The organism is Aeromonas sp. FDAARGOS 1405, assembly GCF_019048265.1.
Lineage (GTDB): Bacteria > Pseudomonadota > Gammaproteobacteria > Enterobacterales > Aeromonadaceae > Aeromonas > Aeromonas veronii_A.
This window is the reverse complement of the sequence record NZ_CP077311.1, coordinates 45,845-62,998: the sequence shown is the minus strand read 5'-3', so window position 1 is coordinate 62,998 and position 17,154 is coordinate 45,845. Positions and strand designations below refer to the sequence as shown.

Here is a 17,154-nt window from a genome sequence, read left to right as displayed (position 1 = left end):
GGCTGGGGTTTCAACAAGCAGTGCCCAGAGCCAATTCGCCTAGCTCAGCAGGCTCTCGATCACGATAGCCTGACGGGCGGGGGCCGAGCCCGCCAACAGCAGGGCATGGCTGACCACATCGTCGATCATCGCCTGCGCCAGTCGGGTGAGGGGGCGCAGGGTCTCCCGTCCGCTACCAACCGGCACCGCTAGCAGAATAACGGTCTGCACCGGCCCTATCTGAGAGCCCCATTCTATGGGCTCTTTGCAGCTAAGCAGGGTCAGCGCTGGCTGGCTGATCCCTTCGCTCAATACATGGGGCATGGCAAGGCCGGGGCGGATGATGGTGGCCGAGACCTGCTCGCGCCGCTCCACCGCGGCGATCAGTGTGGCGCGATCGGTGATCAGCTCGGCGGGCAGCAGATCGATCAGATGCTCGAGGGCCTCGGCCTTAGTTAGCGGCACTGGGCTGTAGGCCAGCTGGCGCAGGGCAAAATGGTAGTCGGGCAGGGCATTTGCCAGTCGCAACTCCGCCAGCGCGGCGGTGCGCGGGCGCACCAGTGGTTGACCCAGTTCACCGCACCAGCAGGTGAAGGCCATGTGGGCGAGCTCGGCATCGCACCCTTCAATTTGCAACTGGCAGAGATCGCCGGGCTGGGTGGCGAGGGTCAACAGGGAGAGCTGGTTGCTGGCGACAACGGTCTGGCGCCGGGTGAGGTTGGCGCAGCGGATGGTGGATTTGAACATCCCCGCCAGCCGGTTCAACTGCTTGGCCTGGGTGATGCTCAACCCCTGCTGGCAGTAGAAGGTGATTTCGCGGGTCAGCATCAGGCCGGGATCGGCAGGGCCTTGAGTACGGCGTTGGCATCCAGCAGCACGGTTTCCAGTCTCACCTGATGGATGGTGCAGCCGAGGAAGCGCTCTTTCTGCTCAATCTCGATATCGGAGGCAATCAGCACCAGGTCGGCGCTGGCAATATCGCGGGCGGTCAGCATGTTTTCCATGCCCATGGCGCCCTGTGTCTCGACCTTGATCTTGAGTCCCAGCCCAGTGGCGGCTTTTTGCAGGGCATCGGCAGCCATATAGGTATGGGCGATACCGGTCGGGCAAGCGGTGACGGCGACGATCTTCATCTGCTCTCTGTGATGCTGACAAGGGGGAGCAACAAGATAGCGCCAGCGGGGGGCTTTTACCAAAAGTCCATATGAAAAGTGGGATCTTGATGGGGATATGCCCGTCCCTTGAACGGCAGTGCAGGTTGATATGGGCCAGCAGGGATTGGGATTTTCCCAAACAACAAGGGCCACCCCTGTGGGTAGCCCTGAACAATCTGCGTCTGTTGTTATGGCTATCAGGCGGTCTGGGCAGCCAGCTCGGCGGCTTTCAGTTCGCGCTTGATGCGGCGGATCTTGCGCTCCTCGGCGACCGCGACACAACCCATCAGCACCAGACAGGCGGCGGCTGCGATATCCAGTGCCGCGAAGGTGCCGGTCCAGCCGGTCAGACCGAAAATGGGGGTGCCATCGGCGATCATGCCCAGACCCAGTTTGGCGAAGCTGTCACCAATCAGGTAAGCGAAGGTGCCCTTGACACCATCGGCCACACTGATGCCCTGCTTGGGGACGAAGCCCACGGCGGCGACGCCGATCAGCAGTTGCGGACCGAACACCAGGAAGCCCAGGGTGAACAGGGAGCCCAGGAACATAAACTGGGTAGTCGCATGCTGGTAGAGACCCAGGGTCGCGATGATCAGCGCCAGCGCCACGCAAGCCACCAGACCACGACGGCCATTGGCCAGATCGGAGAGGTAACCCCACATCAGGGTGCCGACCAGTGCGCCCACTTCGAAGAAGGTAAAGCCCTGAATAGCCACATCTTTGGAGAAGCCCAGCTCCTGGTGGGCATAGACGGTGGACCACTGGTCGATACCGATACGCACCACGTAGAGGAAGATGTTGGCAAAGCAGAGCAGCCAGATCACCTTGTTGAGCAGCACGTACTTCACGAAGATCTGCCACTTGGTCAGCTTCTGCTCTTCGGTGGCGATATCCTCTTCGCTCGCTACTTCGTCAAACAGCTCTTCCACCTTGCCAAGGCCATAGGCTTCCGGTGAATCGCTACCAAAGCGCAAGCCGATAAAGCCGACGATCAGCGCGATGATGGAGGGGAAGATAAACATGCCGAGCACGTTGCCATCGAACAGGTAGTTGGCACCGAACAGCGCCACACCGGCCGCGCCGGCCCCGCCCACGTTATGGGAGAGGTTCCACATGCCCAGATAGGTGCCGCGCTTGTTGCGAGGGGTCCACTTGGTGATGGTGGAGTAGCTGCACGAGCCGCCACAGCTCTGGAAGAAACCGCTCAGGGCGTAGAAGAAGATCATGAAGTAGAGGCTGAAACCGGTGCCACCCATGCTGGCACTGAAGCCCAGCATGCACAGGGCGGAGAGGATCAGCATCAGCGGCAGGAACTGCTTGGTGTTCTTGCCATCGGCGTAGTAGGAGACGATGGTCTTGCCCACCCCGTAGGTGATGGAGAAGCCAAGGCCGATCATGCCAAGCTCGGTCATGGAGAGACCGTACTCCTGGATCATGTCATTTTGCGCAATGTTGAAGTTCTTGCGGATCAGATACATGGTCAAATAGCCAATAAATACAACCAGATAAGATTGCATAAACGGCTTGAACCAGAGCTTGCGCCGGGCTTCGACCGGCAGGTCGAGGGTGGGGACCCGGACCTGTTGGAGCAATTTCAACATCTTCGTTCATCCTCTGCGAGATAGACGGTATTTCCGCCGCGCCCCTCATTTGTAGATAGGTTGTTCGAGGTCACGCCACGGAAGGGGGAACGGAACGTCGGGGCTGTCAGCCGTTGCTGCGCTCGACGCTCCATCAATATAAACCCGGGCCCGGCACGGGATGACGGGGCACATTGCCCGTCGCGGTGCTGGTCACGACATCAGGTGGGGTGACTCTAATAAGAGGGGCAAAAAATGGCTTGAGAGCCATCCCTAGTGGGGCTAGGAAATTTTCCTAGTTTTTGCGCTTTCGCGGACAAAGCGTGAGAAACATCACACCGCTGACGCCGGATTGCTGCCATTTCAGCCAGTTTGGCGCTTTGTGCGAGTGCTGGGCTGGGCTGGGCTGGGCTGGTGGGATGGATAGGCCAGAAGGGAGCCAGGGAAAGGTAAGGGGAAAAGTGAAGGGAGAGGGCTGATTGACCACCATTTCTCGGGGGGCGATTTTGGGAAATACGGCTCGCCAGCTATCCCCAAAAAACAAGAGGCCACCCCGTGGGGTGGCCTCTTTTATGCTCTACGAGCCGCGATGGCGAGGGGGGACTCAGGCCGCCTTGGCCAGGGTCACCTCGTCACTCTTTTTGACTCGCAGCTTTTTCAGGGCAACCGCGACCACGCCGGTGACGATGGCGCCGCAGATCATGCAGAGCAGGGCCAGCAGCGGCTTGTTGACGGCGCCCAGCAGGGCCACGATGGGGCCACCGTGGGCAACGCTGTTGGTGATGCCGAACAGGAAGGCCATCACGGCGGCGGTCATGCTGCCCAGAATGTTGGCCGGGATAACGGCCAGCGGGTCACGGGCGGCGAACGGAATCGCCCCTTCGGAGATTCCCACCAGACCCATGGCACCGGCGGCTTTGCCCGCTTCGATTTCAGAGGCATCGAAGATACCGAGCTTGCGACCGAGCACGGTCGCCAGCGACATGCCAAGAGGGGCAGCCGGGATGGCGCAGGCCATGGCACCCATAAACTGGGTCTGACCGGAGGCAATCATGCCCACCGAGAACAGGAAGGCCACCTTGTTGACCGGGCCACCCATATCAAAGCCGGCCATACCACCCAGCACGATACCCAGCAGCACCAGACTGCCACCGCTCATGGAGAGCAGCATGGCGTTCAGGCCAGTCATCATGTCGGCAATCGGGGCGCCGATGATGAAGATGAAGACCGCAGCGATAAAGAGCGACCCGACGATGGGGGCGATCAGGATCGGCACCAGCGGTTGCACCATCTTGTGGTACTGACGGGTGGCAATCCAGCGCACTAGATAGCCGACCAACAGGCCTGCAATGATGGCACCGATAAAGCCGGTACCGGCGTCAGCGCCGTAGAAGCTGCCGTTGTTGGCGATCCAGCCGCCGATAAAGCCCGGTGCCAGTGCCGGACGATCACCGATGGCATAGGCGATATAGCCCGCCAGAATGGGGATCATCAGGGTGAAGGCGGCCACGCCCACGTTGAGGATCTGGTTCCACATGCTCCCTTCCGGGATCTGCATGCCGCTCGGGGTCGGGTTGCCGCCGATGGCCAGTGCCAGCGCAATCAACAGACCGCCGGTCACCACGAACGGGATCATGTGCGATACGCCGTTCATCAGGTAGCGATAGAGATCGGAACTGCCACCCGCGTTCTTCTCTTCACCTTTTTTATCTTCTTTGCCAGCCACATAGGCGGGGGCTTTCAGGGCTTGCTCGATCAGACCCTTGCCATCCTTGATAGGGGCTTTTACGCCGGTCTTGATGAGCGGCTTGCCAGCGAAGCGGGCCATGTCCACCTGCTTGTCACAGGCCACCACGATGGCGGTGGCGCGGGCAATCTCGTCTGCGGTCGGGCTGTTCTTGACGCCGATGGAGCCGTTGGTCTCCACCTTCACCTCATAACCCAGCTCCTTGGCGGCGCGCTCCAGCGACTCGGCCGCCAGATAGGTGTGGGCGATACCGGCCGGGCAGCCGGTGACACCGATGATAAAGCCCTTGCTGGTGGTCGGGGCCGCGCTCTGCTCCTCTTTCTTGGTCAGCAGCAGCGCTAGCGCATCGGCCGGGGTTTTTGCCGCCAGCAGTTTGGCGATAAAGCCCTCTTCGATCAGCTTGCCGGAGAGCTCGGCCAGCACTTCGATATGGTGGTTGGCGCCGCCATCGGGGGAGGCGATCATAAAGAAAATGTGGGACGGCTTGCCATCTTCGGCGCCGTACTCGATGCCGTTGCGGCTGATGCCGATGGCGACCGCCGGATTGCATACCGCCGCACTCTTGGCGTGGGGCAGGGCCACGCCCTCTTCAAAGCCGGTGTTACCCAGATCTTCGCGGGCCCACAGATCCTTGATAAAGGCCTGCTCGTTGCTGACCTTGCCTTGCGACGCCAGCAGGCGGGCCATCTCGGTGAAGACCTCTTCCTTACGCGTCGCTTTCAAATCGAGGTTGATCAGATGTTCATTGATCAAGGTGGTGATCATGGCGCTCTCCCCGCTTCCGGTGACGGAAGCTATGCGTGAGTACGTATCGACGTACTGGATAAAAATGACCTGTTCATTATCGTGGCTCGCTCGTTCCCTCCCTATCGGACAAATGTGCTAATCACTGGATTTTTGTGCGCAGTAAAACGCGATGTGATGAAGATCCCGTTTTCAGGCAGGACTCGCCATTTTCAGGTCATTGCTGATTTTTTCTTTAAAAACAGACAAATGGATTATGGTTGGCCTCGAAACCAGGTTTGTAATGCGTCATGTCAATAAATTAATCATCAGTGGGGTCTGGATTTATATGTGGTTTTAAGGCGTTATCAGATGTGACCTTTCTCACAAAAAGTCGCCATTTCGTCGGGCGGATTAGGATTTTTATGCGCCTGATGGCGGAGGCCAATTGGATTGGCAGAGCGAACGCAGAGGGGCGTTGTTTGGGAAGAAAGTGTGGTGGCAAGAGAGGGATGGCTGAAAAGAGAGAGGTGATAACGCGAACGTCCAAATACGCTGCGCTATTCGAACCTACGGACTACACCATATGCGCCACCGACTCCAGCCAGTGGGGAACTTGTTGCCGATACCACTCCAGATATTGCTCTGCCTGCGGCTTCTCCCTTCTGGTCAGCAGATTGGTGACTTCAATAATCAGCCAGCACTTAGCTATGACGAGATGGCGCAGCAACCGGTCGCCAGAGAGCAGCGAACTGTGGCGCAGATAGCGTTCAATGATGGTTTCATATTCAGCCAGCGAACCCATCCACGGCACCAGCGGGGCCAGATCGATGGCCGGACTACCATAACCAAATCGCTCCCAGTCAAACAACACCAGCTCACCATTGTCGCGGGTGCCCCAGTTTCCCTCGTTGCTATCTCCCGAAATCAGGTATGACTCCTCGAATAGTTCGTGGCCGACTTGCTGGATATGGCGGATCTTCTCGTTTACCGCTTCCGGCAGGCAGAGTACAGAGAGCGCCTCGTTGGTGTCGGCGAGCGACCAGCCGTGAGTTTTCACCGCAAAGTCGGGCTGATAGTTGGCGTTATGCAGGCAGGCCAGCTGAGCAAAGGTCTGTTCGTTGTGGTGCAGCTGCGTGAGCGTGACCGGATGAGGGATCTGCTCAAGGAACAGGGTCTCCCCTTCGACCTTGAGCAGGGAAGGAGTGTTGAGCCCGCTCAAATGCAGTGCGGCGCGTTGGTAGAAATGGCGCTCGACAGGCGATGCGCAGCTTTTTCTGATACAGGGCTTGCCATCCAGCAGCTGGATATTTACCGAAGCGCCCCCCATTTTCGCCAACTCCTGTTGCGTCATCCTCTACCCCGTTAGCTATGAGTGGTCAGTTGCGTGAGATAGCTATTTACCTCTGTGCGAGTCGTGAAACGGTGCTTGTCGTTTGGGAATCGATCAAACAGCTCTTGATGGAATTGGCGGGAGCTTTTGCCGGCTCGCTGCCCATATTCCGATGCCCACACCAGCAGTTGTTGAAAGTTCTCTTCGGCTGCCACTGCATCCCCTTGCCTGGCGTTTTGTGATCCGCGCGATAGCAGTGAATCACGGCATACAGACCAGTCAAGATCCAGAAAAAGCAGGGTATCGGCGGCATCAAGCAGTTGCTCGGCCAGGGCACCAAATACCCCTTCGACCACCCATGATTGCTCTTGAGCAAGTGTCTGAATGGCATGGTCAATCTCATGCTGGGGCCGTTTTTGGTTAAAGCCGCCCGGCTGCCAGACAATGGTGTCCAGATTGACCTCGCGGATAGTTAACCCCTCAGCCAATCGAGCTGCCAACCAGCTCTTGCCCGATCCCGAGTTACCAATAATCAGAATGCGTTTCATCTATGAGTGCTCTTTTCTGGAACAGATATCTGGAGGCTGGAAAGTAGGGGGCAATGCGCTGCTCTGCGGGATCGGCCTCCAGCAGCAGCGCTAGCGGCAGTTGGTCGGGGTTCGTCTCGACAAACGTCATCTTTATTTCTCTTTTATCCCGCTCTGACGGTCCGTGGTGCGCCGTCCTCTGGGCCTGATGGTCACTCAATATTCCAGAAACTTCTCGCCGCAGCGCTCGCAGATCAGGTGCTTTACATGGGTGGCCTGGTAAGCCAGCGTTTCGCCAAACGCCCAGTTGGTGATGCTGCTGGAAGTAAAGGCTTGCCAGAAGGCTTTGCGCGGATCCTTGGGCATGATGTCTTGGCTGTGATCGCGGGCGACCAGCACCACGATATGACGGGTACGCTCCCTGCATTTGTCACAGCGATGGATTTCAGTTGGCGGATTCTGGTCGTGCGGGTTGCTCATAAAGGGGCTCGTGAAGAGAAGGGGCTCCCATCATATGCCTCTCCACTTGACTCTCAATTCCCTCGCTGCAAAGAGGTGATCAGGCTCACCTTCTATCTTGGGGGGCTGGGTCTGGAGCGGGAATTTACTGTGCTTTCACCGGTACCGAAGGCCAGAACCTGTGGTAGAAATCCAGTGAACCCTCAAAATGGCCCTGCAGTATTTCCGGGTGAGGCGACTGTTGAAAAATGGCGATATGGTCGGGGGTCAGCTTCTTCCAGCCATAGTTAAGGGGCATGGTGAAGCTGCCATGCATCTTGTTAAGGTCACTCAAAGGTGATTTGGTCTGGGGGGCTTCAACCTGAGAACGTTCAGTGACGAAGAAAATGAGCTGGCTACCCAGCACAGCCTGATATGCCGTGACCATCCAGGTCGCTTTGGAGCCGTGTTCACGTTCGATGACGGTAAATTTGCCAGCTCGGCAAACGGCATAATAATCAGCCTCTTTGGATGACAGACGCATTTCATAGTCACAACCCAGACTATTTAGCAGTATCAGCGAGACCAGCAGCATCCCCAGCGAACTCGACACATAGAGCAGCCGAGTCAATAAACTACGTTTCATCGCTGTTTCTCCTGAAATTTTGCCTGCTCGTCACCCACCATCAACCAGATCTCCCCCTGTTTTGGGGTCGGCAGTTGGCTGGCTGGCTTCTGGGTATGGCAAAGGATCCCTTCTCCGGCCGGTTCGCATTTGACGGTGACCCAGGTAGTACTCAAGTAAATGCCTGTCAGCAGTAGCAGGAGCACAAATCCCCCCATCATGATCAGCATCAGATTTTGCTGCCAGCTGGACAGCGGGAGCGGCTTTGGCTCTTTGCTTGTCGTTGCAGATACCGGATGGGTTGGGTCATCCGCGGTTGACATGACAGGCGTGGCAGCAGCCTCTTCTTCACGGGCTGCTTGCGGTTGGGCCAGCTCGGCCTCTTGCATAGCGACAGCGCCGGGGGCAAGCATGAACAGATAGCCTTGCCGCGGCAAGGTTCTGATCACCGCCTCTTGTTCCGGGGTATCGAGATAGCGGCGCAGGTTGGCGATGGCGACTGGCAGTGAACTGGCGCTGACCGGTCGACCCAGCCAGCCGGTTTGCAGCAGCGTTTCTTTGCTGAGCAAGGTGCCAGCATGCGTGAGAAAATAATGCAGGAGACGCGCTTCAGCGGCAGAGACACGCATGACCGATGGCTCGCCATCCTGGCGTCGGGTCAACGTAAGTTGTTTGGTGTCCAGCACGAATCGGCCGAAAGAGTGCAAATGGGAATCCTGATCCGGAAGCATGGCGTGGTGAGCGTCTCGAGAGTCATGATGCTGAAGGTCAACTTGATAGTGAACTCTGACGGGGGAGGCTCTTTTTTGTCAAGGGACATATGTGCCTGACAGGCTTCTGTTGTTGCTGATCGTGTCGTTGCTGCTCAAATCGATGCAGCTTGAATGGGAATAACGTAGGGCGCAGCGGGCTGATCACCACCATTCTCCTTCAAGTCTGCATCATGTGCACGCTGCTCCACCCCATCACCAACTGGCCTAAATACAACAACTCCTTGATTATCAAAGTCTCACTCACCTTCTTGATGTTCAAGGTGATGTTTAGCCTCACTTTATATAGCAATTCGGGGGCTTATCGGGGGCTTAATAGGTGGTGCAGTTCATGGTGTTATTGAATGGGCCTTGGCGGCAGATGGTTTGTCTTGGTCTGGTGTTCTGCAATACCTGTTGTTGCTGCGCCCCATCTCGGCGCCTGTAGCCGACAACTGATTGCCGCTGTCGATAAGTGCTTGCCAGCGTGCTTGGTTTGCCTGCTCAAGTGATATGCAGGCGTTGCTGTCGTGGTAGGTTGACATGCACTCAGCGAAACGTGAGGAGGGGGGGCTGCACCCAGTCAAGGTAAGCGCAATCAAGGAACAACAGATTACTGCTTTACGAGTGTTTTTCACGGTGTTGTCTCTCACTTAATGGATAGAAATGTGAACAAGTTCTTTTTCGCACGCAGCTAGGCGTTCACGGGCATCCGTCAAGCAAGCCCTTTAGTGTCTAGCCAGCCTGATAGATAGAATGACGCCACTTTTTCGTTGTCGAAAATCCAGAAACTAAACTGCTAGACGTCAGTGCGCTGTACTTGCATTGTTGGCTCCTGATTAATGTAAAGGCAGGAGCCGTCACAACAGACTCCCGCCCTGAGCAGAGGAAGAGGGTGGTTAGCGTTTGAGGTTCATGCCGAGGAATGAGCCATCTTTGCTAAAGGTACACTCGAAGAAAATCTCGTCACTCTGCCCCGGCACCACGTATTTGCCATGGCTTTTTTCGGCGGGCAGGGTGCTGACATCATCCTTGTATCTTCCCAGATCTTCGGCAGCAAAATTCAGGCAGTAGTTGGGCATCTGGTTGACGGCAAGTCGCTGTTTGTGGTCATGACTCGGGGTTGAAGAGTGAGAGCGTTGTACGACAGCGCCACACTCATCACGTTGCTCGTCACTGATGTCATTGACCTTGCCATGTTTGACGGCCAGGCGGATGCACTGCTGATCTTGTTGGTTCCACCAATATTCGACGGTACTGCTGGGGGCAGAACCTTTTACAAAACCGCGGTCACTCAGTTCCTGTTTGACCCAACCAATATCCTGATAATTAAGATCGGCCGTGTCGGCCGCCATTATCGGCAATGCACAACCAGAGGTGCTCAGCAAAACAGCGATAGCAATATATTTAGAAGATTTCATTTTCATGGGGATGTTCCTGTTAATCATGATAATTAAATTAGGCGTGGCAATTTTCATTGCGTGTTTCAGAGGCATTTTTTACGTCACCATGAACACTTTTCAACTGCAAACATTGATGAGAGTTGTCGTTATACCAGATGGCAAAGGAGGCATGGTTACCGTGATCATTTTGCCAGCCATCGACCATATGAAATCCATGTTGCTGCAATTGATCACTGGCCTGGCTTTCACGCATGCCGGTCAAATCTTGCTGCTCGAATTGTGCTGAGCCGCTCTCTTTTCCTGACTTTTTATGATGCCCGGCATAATAGCCAATCGCACCGGCTGCACCCAATGCTGTTGCACCAATCAAGGCATCACGGGTACTGATATTCGAGCAGCCTGTGGTCAGCAAGGTCATGGTAACAAGGATGGCTAAACTTTTTTTCATATCTCACCTGTTTGGCATTTGTGATGTGGAACGTTGCTTTCTGACCTGAAGCCTAACTGGCCAGTCCAGTGAGATGCCAACCAAAAATAATTATTAAAAACTATTAAAATAAATTAAATCATGAGGTTAGTGAGTGATGTGGGCGGCCAAACGCCCATTTTCAAGCACGTTCGCTGATGCGGTGAGCAAGCTACCTCTCTCAAACTGCGAGGCTCCCATCCAGTGCGAAAGGGGAGGCAGGCAGCAAGTGAGCCATCTGCCAGGACAAGCTCCGCCATCCTCGTTTTTTATATTTTCGCGTTAATATCTTTTAATAATGTTTATTGTGTTGGTACGGCTAACGCTATTGGTTATTGTTGAACTGCTCCGGCCAATTGCGACATAGCGCATTAAAATTGGCACAACAACATTTTTGTTCAGGTACTTATGTCGAGGTGTGTGATGAACTTTTATTTTAAAGCATTCAAAAACTACTTTAATTTCCACGGGCGTGCATCACGTCAGGAATACTTTATGTTCTTGCTGTTCCATACCGTGATTGCTGTGATTTTAACGCAGTTATTCAACTCCCCGGATCATATAAATTATGAGCTTGGCGTGTATGGCTTGCTGACCATTATTCCTTGTGCAGCGCTGGCGGTGCGTCGGATACATGATACCAATCGTACTGGTTGGTATTTGCTGCTCGGTGCTGTCCCCATTATCGGATTTGTGCTATTGCTACTGATTAAATTGCAAAAAGGTTCTGATGAAGCCAACCGCTATGGTGAGGCGTTGCTGTAAATAGATGGCACGGCTTTTTATAGCAATGACAAAACACCGCCAATTGGCGGTGTTTTGTCATATATGGGGATGCCATGAGTGATGGGGTGGGCATCGGCAGATAAGGCCGCTTTACTCATCCAGCTTGTGGTTCAGGCCCCCTTTACTACTCTGCAAGCCTCCTCGCTCAGGCTGACTCACGCTTCTGCAAGTTGGGGGTGATGATATGGCGGTTGGGGGCGAGCTCGGGTTGCTGCATCCGGGTCAGCAGGCGCCTTGCCGCCTGACGGCCGATTTCGCGGGCCGGTGAGCTGACGAAAGTGAGAGCGGGGGAGGTGAGTTCGGCCTCCGCCACGTCGTCAAAACCGAGCAGGGCTACCTGCTGGCCGATGTAGTTGTCTTTGCCCACGGTGCGGCCGCTCGCCTCGACGCCATAGATGGCGCCGAGTGCCACCTCGGGGTAGTGGCAGAGCACGGCGGTCACCTTGGGATGCTGGTGCAGCAGCTGGGCGATGGTGTCGGCGGCGCTGCGCTGGGTGCGTTCGCACTCCAGTACCCACTCCGGTTTGAAGGGCAGGCCATATTGCAGCAGGCTGGCGCAGTAGCCGCCGATGCGTTCGGCGCGGGTGAGGGAGTCGGCCCGCCCGCCGACGTAGGCGATATGGCGGTGGCCCTGCTCGATCAGGTAGGTGGTGGCCTGCTTGGCGGCGTGGGTGTTGTCGGGGCCGATAAAGTCCACGTCATCCCGATAGTAGGAGCGGGCGGCGCACACCACCGGCAGCTCGGAGTCGAGCAGGGTCTCCAGGGTTTTGGCCGCCGCGCCGCGCACCGGATTGAAGATGATGCCCGCCACCCCTTGGCGTGACAGGGAGTGGATGCTCTGCTGCAGCCGCTCCGGGCTGTGGCCGCACTGGGTCAAAAACAGCAGGTAGCCCTGCTGCTCCAGCACCTCGCTCACCCCGGCGGTCACCTCGGTATAGAAGGGGTCGGTGATGTCGCGCAGGATCAGCCCCACCAGATTGGACTGCTGGCTGCGCAGGTTGGCGGCGGCGCTGTTGGGCACGTAGTCGAGCTCTTTTATCGCCTGCTGCACCCGCTCGGCGGTGGCCGGCGAGATGCGCCCCTTGCCGTTGAGCACCATGGAGACGGTGGTGACCGACACTCCCGCCCGCTGGGCGACATCGGTGATCTTGGTGGCTTTGGCAGAGAGGGATTTGGGCGACATAGGGCGAATGGACGACGGACAGTTGAAAGCGAGGCCCCAGCATACCTGCTTGGGTTGCCAAGTGAAACGTTACATCACCATCTGGCCGATCCGGCTCACAAATTTGGATCCTGCTGCCAGCCAGCCCCCTTATTCTGTGATCCTGTCGGCACTTGCAAGTTGATAAAACGTTTTATCATCCAGCAAAACCTGATGCTGACCCGCGCCTTTTGCTTCGAGATTGCCTCGAGCGGGGGAGGGCAGCCGCAGACATTGCTGTCTATTAACAAGGAGCCGTTTCATGGCCAAGCCTCAAGCCAAATCCACCATCTGGGAGTTCCTGCAGAGCCTCGGCAAGACCTTTATGTTGCCGGTCGCCCTGCTGGCCTTCTCGGGCATCCTGCTCGGTGTCGGCAGCTCGCTCACCAGCGATGCGGTCAAGCAGAGCATGCCCTTCCTCGACAATACCGTGCTGCAACTGCTGTTCCTCTGGATGACCAAGGTGGGGCTGGTGGCCTTTATCTATCTGCCGGTGATGTTTGCGGTGGCTATTCCGCTCGGGCTGGCGCGAGAAGAGAAGGGGGTCGCAGCCTTTGCCGGTTTCGTCGGCTATGCGGCGCTCAACCTCTCCATCAACTTCTACCTGACCGTGGCCAACGTCATCGGTGACGCGGCGGCGGAGAAGGCCTACGGGGTGAAATCGATCCTCGGCATCAGCTCCATCGACACCGGGATTCTGGGGGCCATCATCGTCGGGGTGATCGTCGCCAAACTGCACGCCCGTTTCTACACCTACAAGATGCCCGATGCGCTCGCCTTCTTCGGCGGTGCCCGCTTCGTGCCCATCATCACCGCGCTGGTGCTGGGTGTGGTCGGCTTGGTCGTGCCGTTCGTCTGGCCCTGGTTTGCTGCCGGCATCAACGGCATCGGGGCGCTCATCTCCCACGCCGGTCCCTTCGGCCCCTTCCTGTTCGGTACCGGTGAGCGTCTGCTGCTGCCGCTCGGCCTGCACCACATTCTGGTGGCGCTGATCCGCTTTACCGAAGCGGGCGGCACCCAGCTGGTATGCGGTCACGAGGTGAGCGGCGCCCTCAATATCTTCTACGCCGAGCTCTCTTGCGCCGACACTTCCGGCTTCTCGGTCTCTGCCACCTCCTTCCTCTCTCAGGGCAAGATGCCTGCCTTCCTCGGCGGCCTGCCGGGTGCGGCGCTCGCCATGTATCACTGCGCCCGTCCGGAAAATCGTGGCAAGATCAAGGCGCTGCTGGTCTCCGGTGTGGTGGCCTGCGTCATCGGCGGCATCACCGAGCCGCTGGAGTTCCTGTTCCTGTTTGTGGCACCGGTGCCCTACGTCATTCACGCCATCCTGACGGGTCTGGGCTTTATGACCATGGGGCTGCTTGGCGTCACCATCGGCAACACTGACGGCAACCTCATCGATTTTCTGGTGTTCGGCGTGCTGCAGGGCACCGCCACCAAGTGGTATCTGGTGCCGGTCGCGGCCGCTATCTGGTTTGCCATCTACTACAGCGTGTTCCGCTTCGCCATCGTGCGCTTTAACCTCAAAACCCCCGGCCGCGAAATCGAGACCAGCGAGACTGCCCAGCCCGCAGGCAAGAAGGCCGGCAACAGCGGTTACAACGGTGAAATCATCCTCAACGCCCTGGGCGGCGCCGATAACATTCTGGCGCTCGATAACTGCATCACCCGCCTGCGGATGTCGGTGCAGGACATGAGCCGAGTCGATGACAAGGTATTGAAAGCAAACGGCGCCATCGGGGTGATCAAGCTCGACGAGCACAACCTGCAGGTGGTGATCGGCCCGCAGGTTCATCTGGTGAAAAACCAGCTGCAGAGTCTGATGGGGGCCTGAACCGGCCAATAAGAACCGAACGGGGGGCGCAAGCCCCCCTTGTTTGCCTCTCCCAATATGTCTCCTGTTTATGGAGGGAGAAACTTCATGCACGATATTTATGACTTCGACCGCGTGGTCGACCGCCACGGTACCTACTGCACCCAATGGGACTATGTAGCCGACCGTTTTGGCCATGCCGATCTGCTCCCCTTTACCATCTCCGACATGGATTTCGAGACTGCACCCTGCATTCGCCAGGCCCTGACAACCCGCCTTGAGCACGGGGTATTTGGCTACAGCCGCTGGAATCACGACGACTTTAAAGGAGCTGTGAGCGACTGGTTTGCCAGCCGTTACGGGGCGAGCCTCGACCCCGAGACGCTGGTTTACGGCCCCTCGGTCATCTATGTGATTGCCCAGCTGGTGAGCCTCTGGTCGGCGCCGGGCGAAGGAGTGCTGGTGCATACCCCCGCCTACGATGCCTTCGGCAATATGCTGGCTGCCAACGATCGGGTGCTGCTGCCTTGCCCGCTCAAAAAATCAGAGGGGAGTTACCAGATCGACTGGCAATGTTTCGAGCAGCAAGCCGCTCGTCCCGATTGCCGGATTTTGCTGCTCTGCAGCCCCCACAACCCCACCGGCCGGGTCTGGACGCGGGATGAACTGGGCCGGATGGCCGCCATCTGCCAGCGCCACGGGGTCAAGGTCATCTCGGACGACATCCATATGGATGTGAGCTTTGCCCGCTATCTACCGTGGAGCGAGGTGGCAGAGGACGAGAGCTGGGCGCTGGTGAGCTCGGGCTCCAAATCCTTCAATATTCCCGCCCTTGGCGGCGCCTACGCCTTTATCGCCAACGCAGCGGCGCGCGCCGCCTATCTGCAGCGGCTCAAGGCGGCCCATGGCCTCTCATCGCCGCCCATTCTCGGGGTTCTAGCCCATATCAGCGCCTATCGGGACGGCGGCGAGTGGCTCGATGCCCTGAAAGCCTATCTGCATGGCAACCTCACCCAGGTGGCGGCGCGGCTCAACGCGGCTTTCCCCGCCATCGACTATCGGGTGCCCGAGGGAACCTATCTCGCCTGGATTGACTTGAACGGTCTTGGTATCGACTCCACCGAGCGGATGGATGCGCTGCAAACCTTGCTGGTGGAGAAATATCGGGTCGCCATCATGCGCGGCGACACCTATGGCATCGAAGGCACAGGTTATATCCGCCTCAACGTCGGCTGCCCGCGTTCAAAGGTCGATCAGGGGCTCGACGCTCTGATCGGTGCGCTGGGGGAGCTGGTGTAAGGATTGGTACATCTGGCTGGATGAGCTGTTGATTCATCCAGCCCGGTTGCCGCTGGTTCAGAAGGTGGCAATTAAGGGGCTATTGCAAGCGACCTGAGCCTGAATGTCCTGACACAACATCTGAATGTGAGGATCATCAATCTTCTCGCGGGGAATATAAATTCCGATCGTCCCCTTGTTGTACTCTTCGCTCATTTGCAGCGTGCCGATGCCGAATCTGGAAAAATAACTGGCCATGCTCACTGGATATGGCATGACAGCATTGCTGCTATTGATAATATCAATGCTGGTGAGCAAGGAGTTGCTGCTATAAATGATTTTATCATTCAGTTTCATGGCGGCGCGTTCCTGTTTTTTGCGCGCCAAGTCCTCGACCAGATGAAGATATTTCTCCTCATCCGGGGTCACCAGCAGGCTGGGATAATCGACCAGATCCTGCTTGCTGCATATTTTCCCTGTGAGGGGATGGCCCGCTCTGACAAATACCCCATCGTGAGAAATAAATAGCGGGATAAATATCAGGCTGTAATTTTTGGCCAGCCCGTGAATTTCATGTCCGAGAAACAGATCGATATGATTGCCGAGCAGCAGATCGAGCAGGCGCAGATGGTTGCCGACTTCAATGTTGATGGCGCAGGATGGATTGGCTTGCTGATAACGGGCAGTAACAGGTTGCAATACCGGTTGCCACCACGCATGTCCGGTGCCCACGTTTAGCGGTCGTGCGGTGCGCTCGCGCAGGGTGGCCAGCTGCCTGAGGGTATCATCGTAGATCCGCTGCATCATGCGAGCCTGCTCCAGCAGCAGCTCTCCGGCAGCGGTGAGCGTCACGCCGCCCGCGTGCCTGACCAGCAAGGTCGTCGCCAGACTCTCCTCAAGTTTTCTCATGTTGTGTGTCAGCGTCGGTTGGCTGAGCCCCATTTGCCTGGCTGCCAGACTGACATTTTTGTGGGTGGCCACTTCAATAAATTGTCTTAGATGCTTGTCCACGAACATGGCGTCCGATTATGGGCGGGTGGTGCGCCAAGCTAGTGTAATCACCCGGGGCTGTCAATTATTCCCCTTTACTGACTGGCTATTTTTATGTGGCTCCCTTCACGTTGTATTCAAATCGTTTTTACCGCTTGATAGCCGGTTTGGTGCGGTGGATCACGTAATTTCATCTGGTTATAGATGTTATCTATGCCTATTGGGTTGCAGTCTATTTTTCTGGTGAATGTTGACCACATAGACTGGCAAAAACAGTTTTACTCAATGCTGTTTCAATAACAAAACAAAAAAGTAACGAAGGGAATATATGAAAATTCGTCCATTGGCATTATCCGTGG

The 17,154-nt window shown here is 56.8% G+C and carries 16 protein-coding genes and 1 pseudogene; 3 read left to right on the top strand and 14 right to left on the bottom strand.

What is annotated here, in order from left to right:
- Positions 1 to 39 precede the first annotated feature (39 nt).
- From I6L35_RS00235 to I6L35_RS00180, 12 genes and pseudogenes are all read right to left on the bottom strand, one after another.
- Positions 40 to 807, bottom strand: coding sequence for a PTS sugar transporter subunit IIA (locus I6L35_RS00235; protein ID WP_216979239.1), 768 nt, complete (start codon positions 805 to 807; stop codon positions 40 to 42).
- Positions 807 to 1,112, bottom strand: a complete 306-nt coding sequence (locus I6L35_RS00230; protein WP_005334611.1) for a PTS fructose transporter subunit IIB — start codon at positions 1,110 to 1,112, stop codon at positions 807 to 809. Before I6L35_RS00230 ends, I6L35_RS00235 begins: the two co-directional genes overlap by 1 nt.
- A gap of 218 nt (positions 1,113 to 1,330) precedes the next feature.
- Positions 1,331 to 2,737 (bottom strand): hexose-6-phosphate:phosphate antiporter, encoded by a 1,407-nt coding sequence (gene uhpT, locus I6L35_RS00225; RefSeq protein WP_005334609.1) that lies wholly within the window; start codon positions 2,735 to 2,737, stop codon positions 1,331 to 1,333.
- Between the two features lie 583 nt (positions 2,738 to 3,320).
- Entirely contained in the window at positions 3,321 to 5,228 is a 1,908-nt protein-coding gene (locus I6L35_RS00220; protein ID WP_216979238.1) for a fructose-specific PTS transporter subunit EIIC, read from the bottom strand.
- Positions 5,229 to 5,763: 535 nt separating this feature from the next.
- A complete protein-coding gene (locus I6L35_RS00215) occupies positions 5,764 to 6,540 on the bottom strand; it encodes a phosphotransferase family protein (RefSeq protein ID WP_254204514.1) in 777 nt (258 codons plus the stop codon).
- A gap of 11 nt (positions 6,541 to 6,551) precedes the next feature.
- Positions 6,552 to 7,067: an AAA family ATPase gene (locus I6L35_RS00210; protein ID WP_216979237.1), complete on the bottom strand. Its 516-nt coding sequence runs from the start codon at positions 7,065 to 7,067 to the stop codon at positions 6,552 to 6,554.
- Positions 7,068 to 7,098: 31 nt separating this feature from the next.
- Positions 7,099 to 7,197 (bottom strand): annotated as a pseudogene (locus I6L35_RS00205) (GNAT family N-acetyltransferase); the annotation flags it as partial.
- Positions 7,198 to 7,262: 65 nt separating this feature from the next.
- A complete protein-coding gene (locus tag I6L35_RS00200) occupies positions 7,263 to 7,526 on the bottom strand; it encodes a hypothetical protein (protein ID WP_216979236.1) in 264 nt (87 codons plus the stop codon).
- 124 nt (positions 7,527 to 7,650) lie between these two features.
- On the bottom strand, positions 7,651 to 8,130 hold the full coding sequence (locus tag I6L35_RS00195; RefSeq protein WP_076491456.1) for a hypothetical protein: 480 nt from the start codon (positions 8,128 to 8,130) through the stop codon (positions 7,651 to 7,653).
- Complete coding sequence (locus tag I6L35_RS00190; RefSeq protein WP_254204512.1) at positions 8,127 to 8,678, bottom strand: winged helix-turn-helix domain-containing protein; 552 nt, start codon at positions 8,676 to 8,678, stop codon at positions 8,127 to 8,129. Before I6L35_RS00190 ends, I6L35_RS00195 begins: the two co-directional genes overlap by 4 nt.
- Before the next feature lie 1,079 nt (positions 8,679 to 9,757).
- The gene (locus tag I6L35_RS00185) at positions 9,758 to 10,285 is read right to left on the bottom strand and encodes a hypothetical protein (RefSeq protein ID WP_005344063.1); all 528 of its coding nucleotides are present in this window, start codon (positions 10,283 to 10,285) and stop codon (positions 9,758 to 9,760) included.
- Between the two features lie 31 nt (positions 10,286 to 10,316).
- Positions 10,317 to 10,709 carry a hypothetical protein gene (locus I6L35_RS00180; protein WP_216979234.1) on the bottom strand — a complete coding sequence of 131 codons (393 nt, stop codon included), beginning with the start codon at positions 10,707 to 10,709 and terminating at the stop codon, positions 10,317 to 10,319.
- Between the two features lie 441 nt (positions 10,710 to 11,150).
- Between I6L35_RS00180 and I6L35_RS00175 the strand changes: the two genes are divergently transcribed.
- Positions 11,151 to 11,492, top strand: coding sequence for a DUF805 domain-containing protein (locus I6L35_RS00175; RefSeq protein ID WP_041234118.1), 342 nt, complete (start codon positions 11,151 to 11,153; stop codon positions 11,490 to 11,492).
- Between the two features lie 166 nt (positions 11,493 to 11,658).
- Here I6L35_RS00175 and I6L35_RS00170 read toward each other — a convergent pair whose 3' ends face one another.
- Positions 11,659 to 12,696 carry a Mal regulon transcriptional regulator MalI gene (locus I6L35_RS00170; RefSeq protein ID WP_005344074.1) on the bottom strand — a complete coding sequence of 346 codons (1,038 nt, stop codon included), beginning with the start codon at positions 12,694 to 12,696 and terminating at the stop codon, positions 11,659 to 11,661.
- Between the two features lie 280 nt (positions 12,697 to 12,976).
- On the opposite strand from I6L35_RS00170, the gene malX reads away from it, so the two are divergent.
- Together malX and I6L35_RS00160 are read left to right on the top strand one after the other, a co-directional pair.
- A complete protein-coding gene (malX, locus tag I6L35_RS00165; RefSeq protein ID WP_216979233.1) occupies positions 12,977 to 14,548 on the top strand; it encodes a maltose/glucose-specific PTS transporter subunit IIBC in 1,572 nt (523 codons plus the stop codon).
- A gap of 87 nt (positions 14,549 to 14,635) precedes the next feature.
- Positions 14,636 to 15,826: a MalY/PatB family protein gene (locus tag I6L35_RS00160; protein WP_216979232.1), complete on the top strand. Its 1,191-nt coding sequence runs from the start codon at positions 14,636 to 14,638 to the stop codon at positions 15,824 to 15,826.
- A 57-nt stretch (positions 15,827 to 15,883) separates the two neighbouring features.
- Here I6L35_RS00160 and I6L35_RS00155 read toward each other — a convergent pair whose 3' ends face one another.
- Positions 15,884 to 16,816 carry a LysR family transcriptional regulator gene (locus tag I6L35_RS00155; protein ID WP_216980224.1) on the bottom strand — a complete coding sequence of 311 codons (933 nt, stop codon included), beginning with the start codon at positions 16,814 to 16,816 and terminating at the stop codon, positions 15,884 to 15,886.
- Between the last annotated feature and the right edge of the window lie 338 nt (positions 16,817 to 17,154).

Coding starts and splice junctions, on each gene's coding strand:
- I6L35_RS00235 (WP_216979239.1), bottom strand. CDS start 807: ATGCTGACCCGCGAAATCACCTTCTACTGCCAGCAGGGGTTGAGCATC.
- I6L35_RS00230 (WP_005334611.1), bottom strand. CDS start 1,112: ATGAAGATCGTCGCCGTCACCGCTTGCCCGACCGGTATCGCCCATACC.
- uhpT (WP_005334609.1), bottom strand. CDS start 2,737: ATGTTGAAATTGCTCCAACAGGTCCGGGTCCCCACCCTCGACCTGCCG.
- I6L35_RS00220 (WP_216979238.1), bottom strand. CDS start 5,228: ATGATCACCACCTTGATCAATGAACATCTGATCAACCTCGATTTGAAA.
- I6L35_RS00215 (WP_254204514.1), bottom strand. CDS start 6,540: ATGACGCAACAGGAGTTGGCGAAAATGGGGGGCGCTTCGGTAAATATC.
- I6L35_RS00210 (WP_216979237.1), bottom strand. CDS start 7,067: ATGAAACGCATTCTGATTATTGGTAACTCGGGATCGGGCAAGAGCTGG.
- I6L35_RS00200 (WP_216979236.1), bottom strand. CDS start 7,526: ATGAGCAACCCGCACGACCAGAATCCGCCAACTGAAATCCATCGCTGT.
- I6L35_RS00195 (WP_076491456.1), bottom strand. CDS start 8,130: ATGAAACGTAGTTTATTGACTCGGCTGCTCTATGTGTCGAGTTCGCTG.
- I6L35_RS00185 (WP_005344063.1), bottom strand. CDS start 10,285: ATGAAAATGAAATCTTCTAAATATATTGCTATCGCTGTTTTGCTGAGC.
- I6L35_RS00180 (WP_216979234.1), bottom strand. CDS start 10,709: ATGAAAAAAAGTTTAGCCATCCTTGTTACCATGACCTTGCTGACCACA.
- I6L35_RS00175 (WP_041234118.1), top strand. CDS start 11,151: ATGAACTTTTATTTTAAAGCATTCAAAAACTACTTTAATTTCCACGGG.
- I6L35_RS00170 (WP_005344074.1), bottom strand. CDS start 12,696: ATGTCGCCCAAATCCCTCTCTGCCAAAGCCACCAAGATCACCGATGTC.
- malX (WP_216979233.1), top strand. CDS start 12,977: ATGGCCAAGCCTCAAGCCAAATCCACCATCTGGGAGTTCCTGCAGAGC.
- I6L35_RS00160 (WP_216979232.1), top strand. CDS start 14,636: ATGCACGATATTTATGACTTCGACCGCGTGGTCGACCGCCACGGTACC.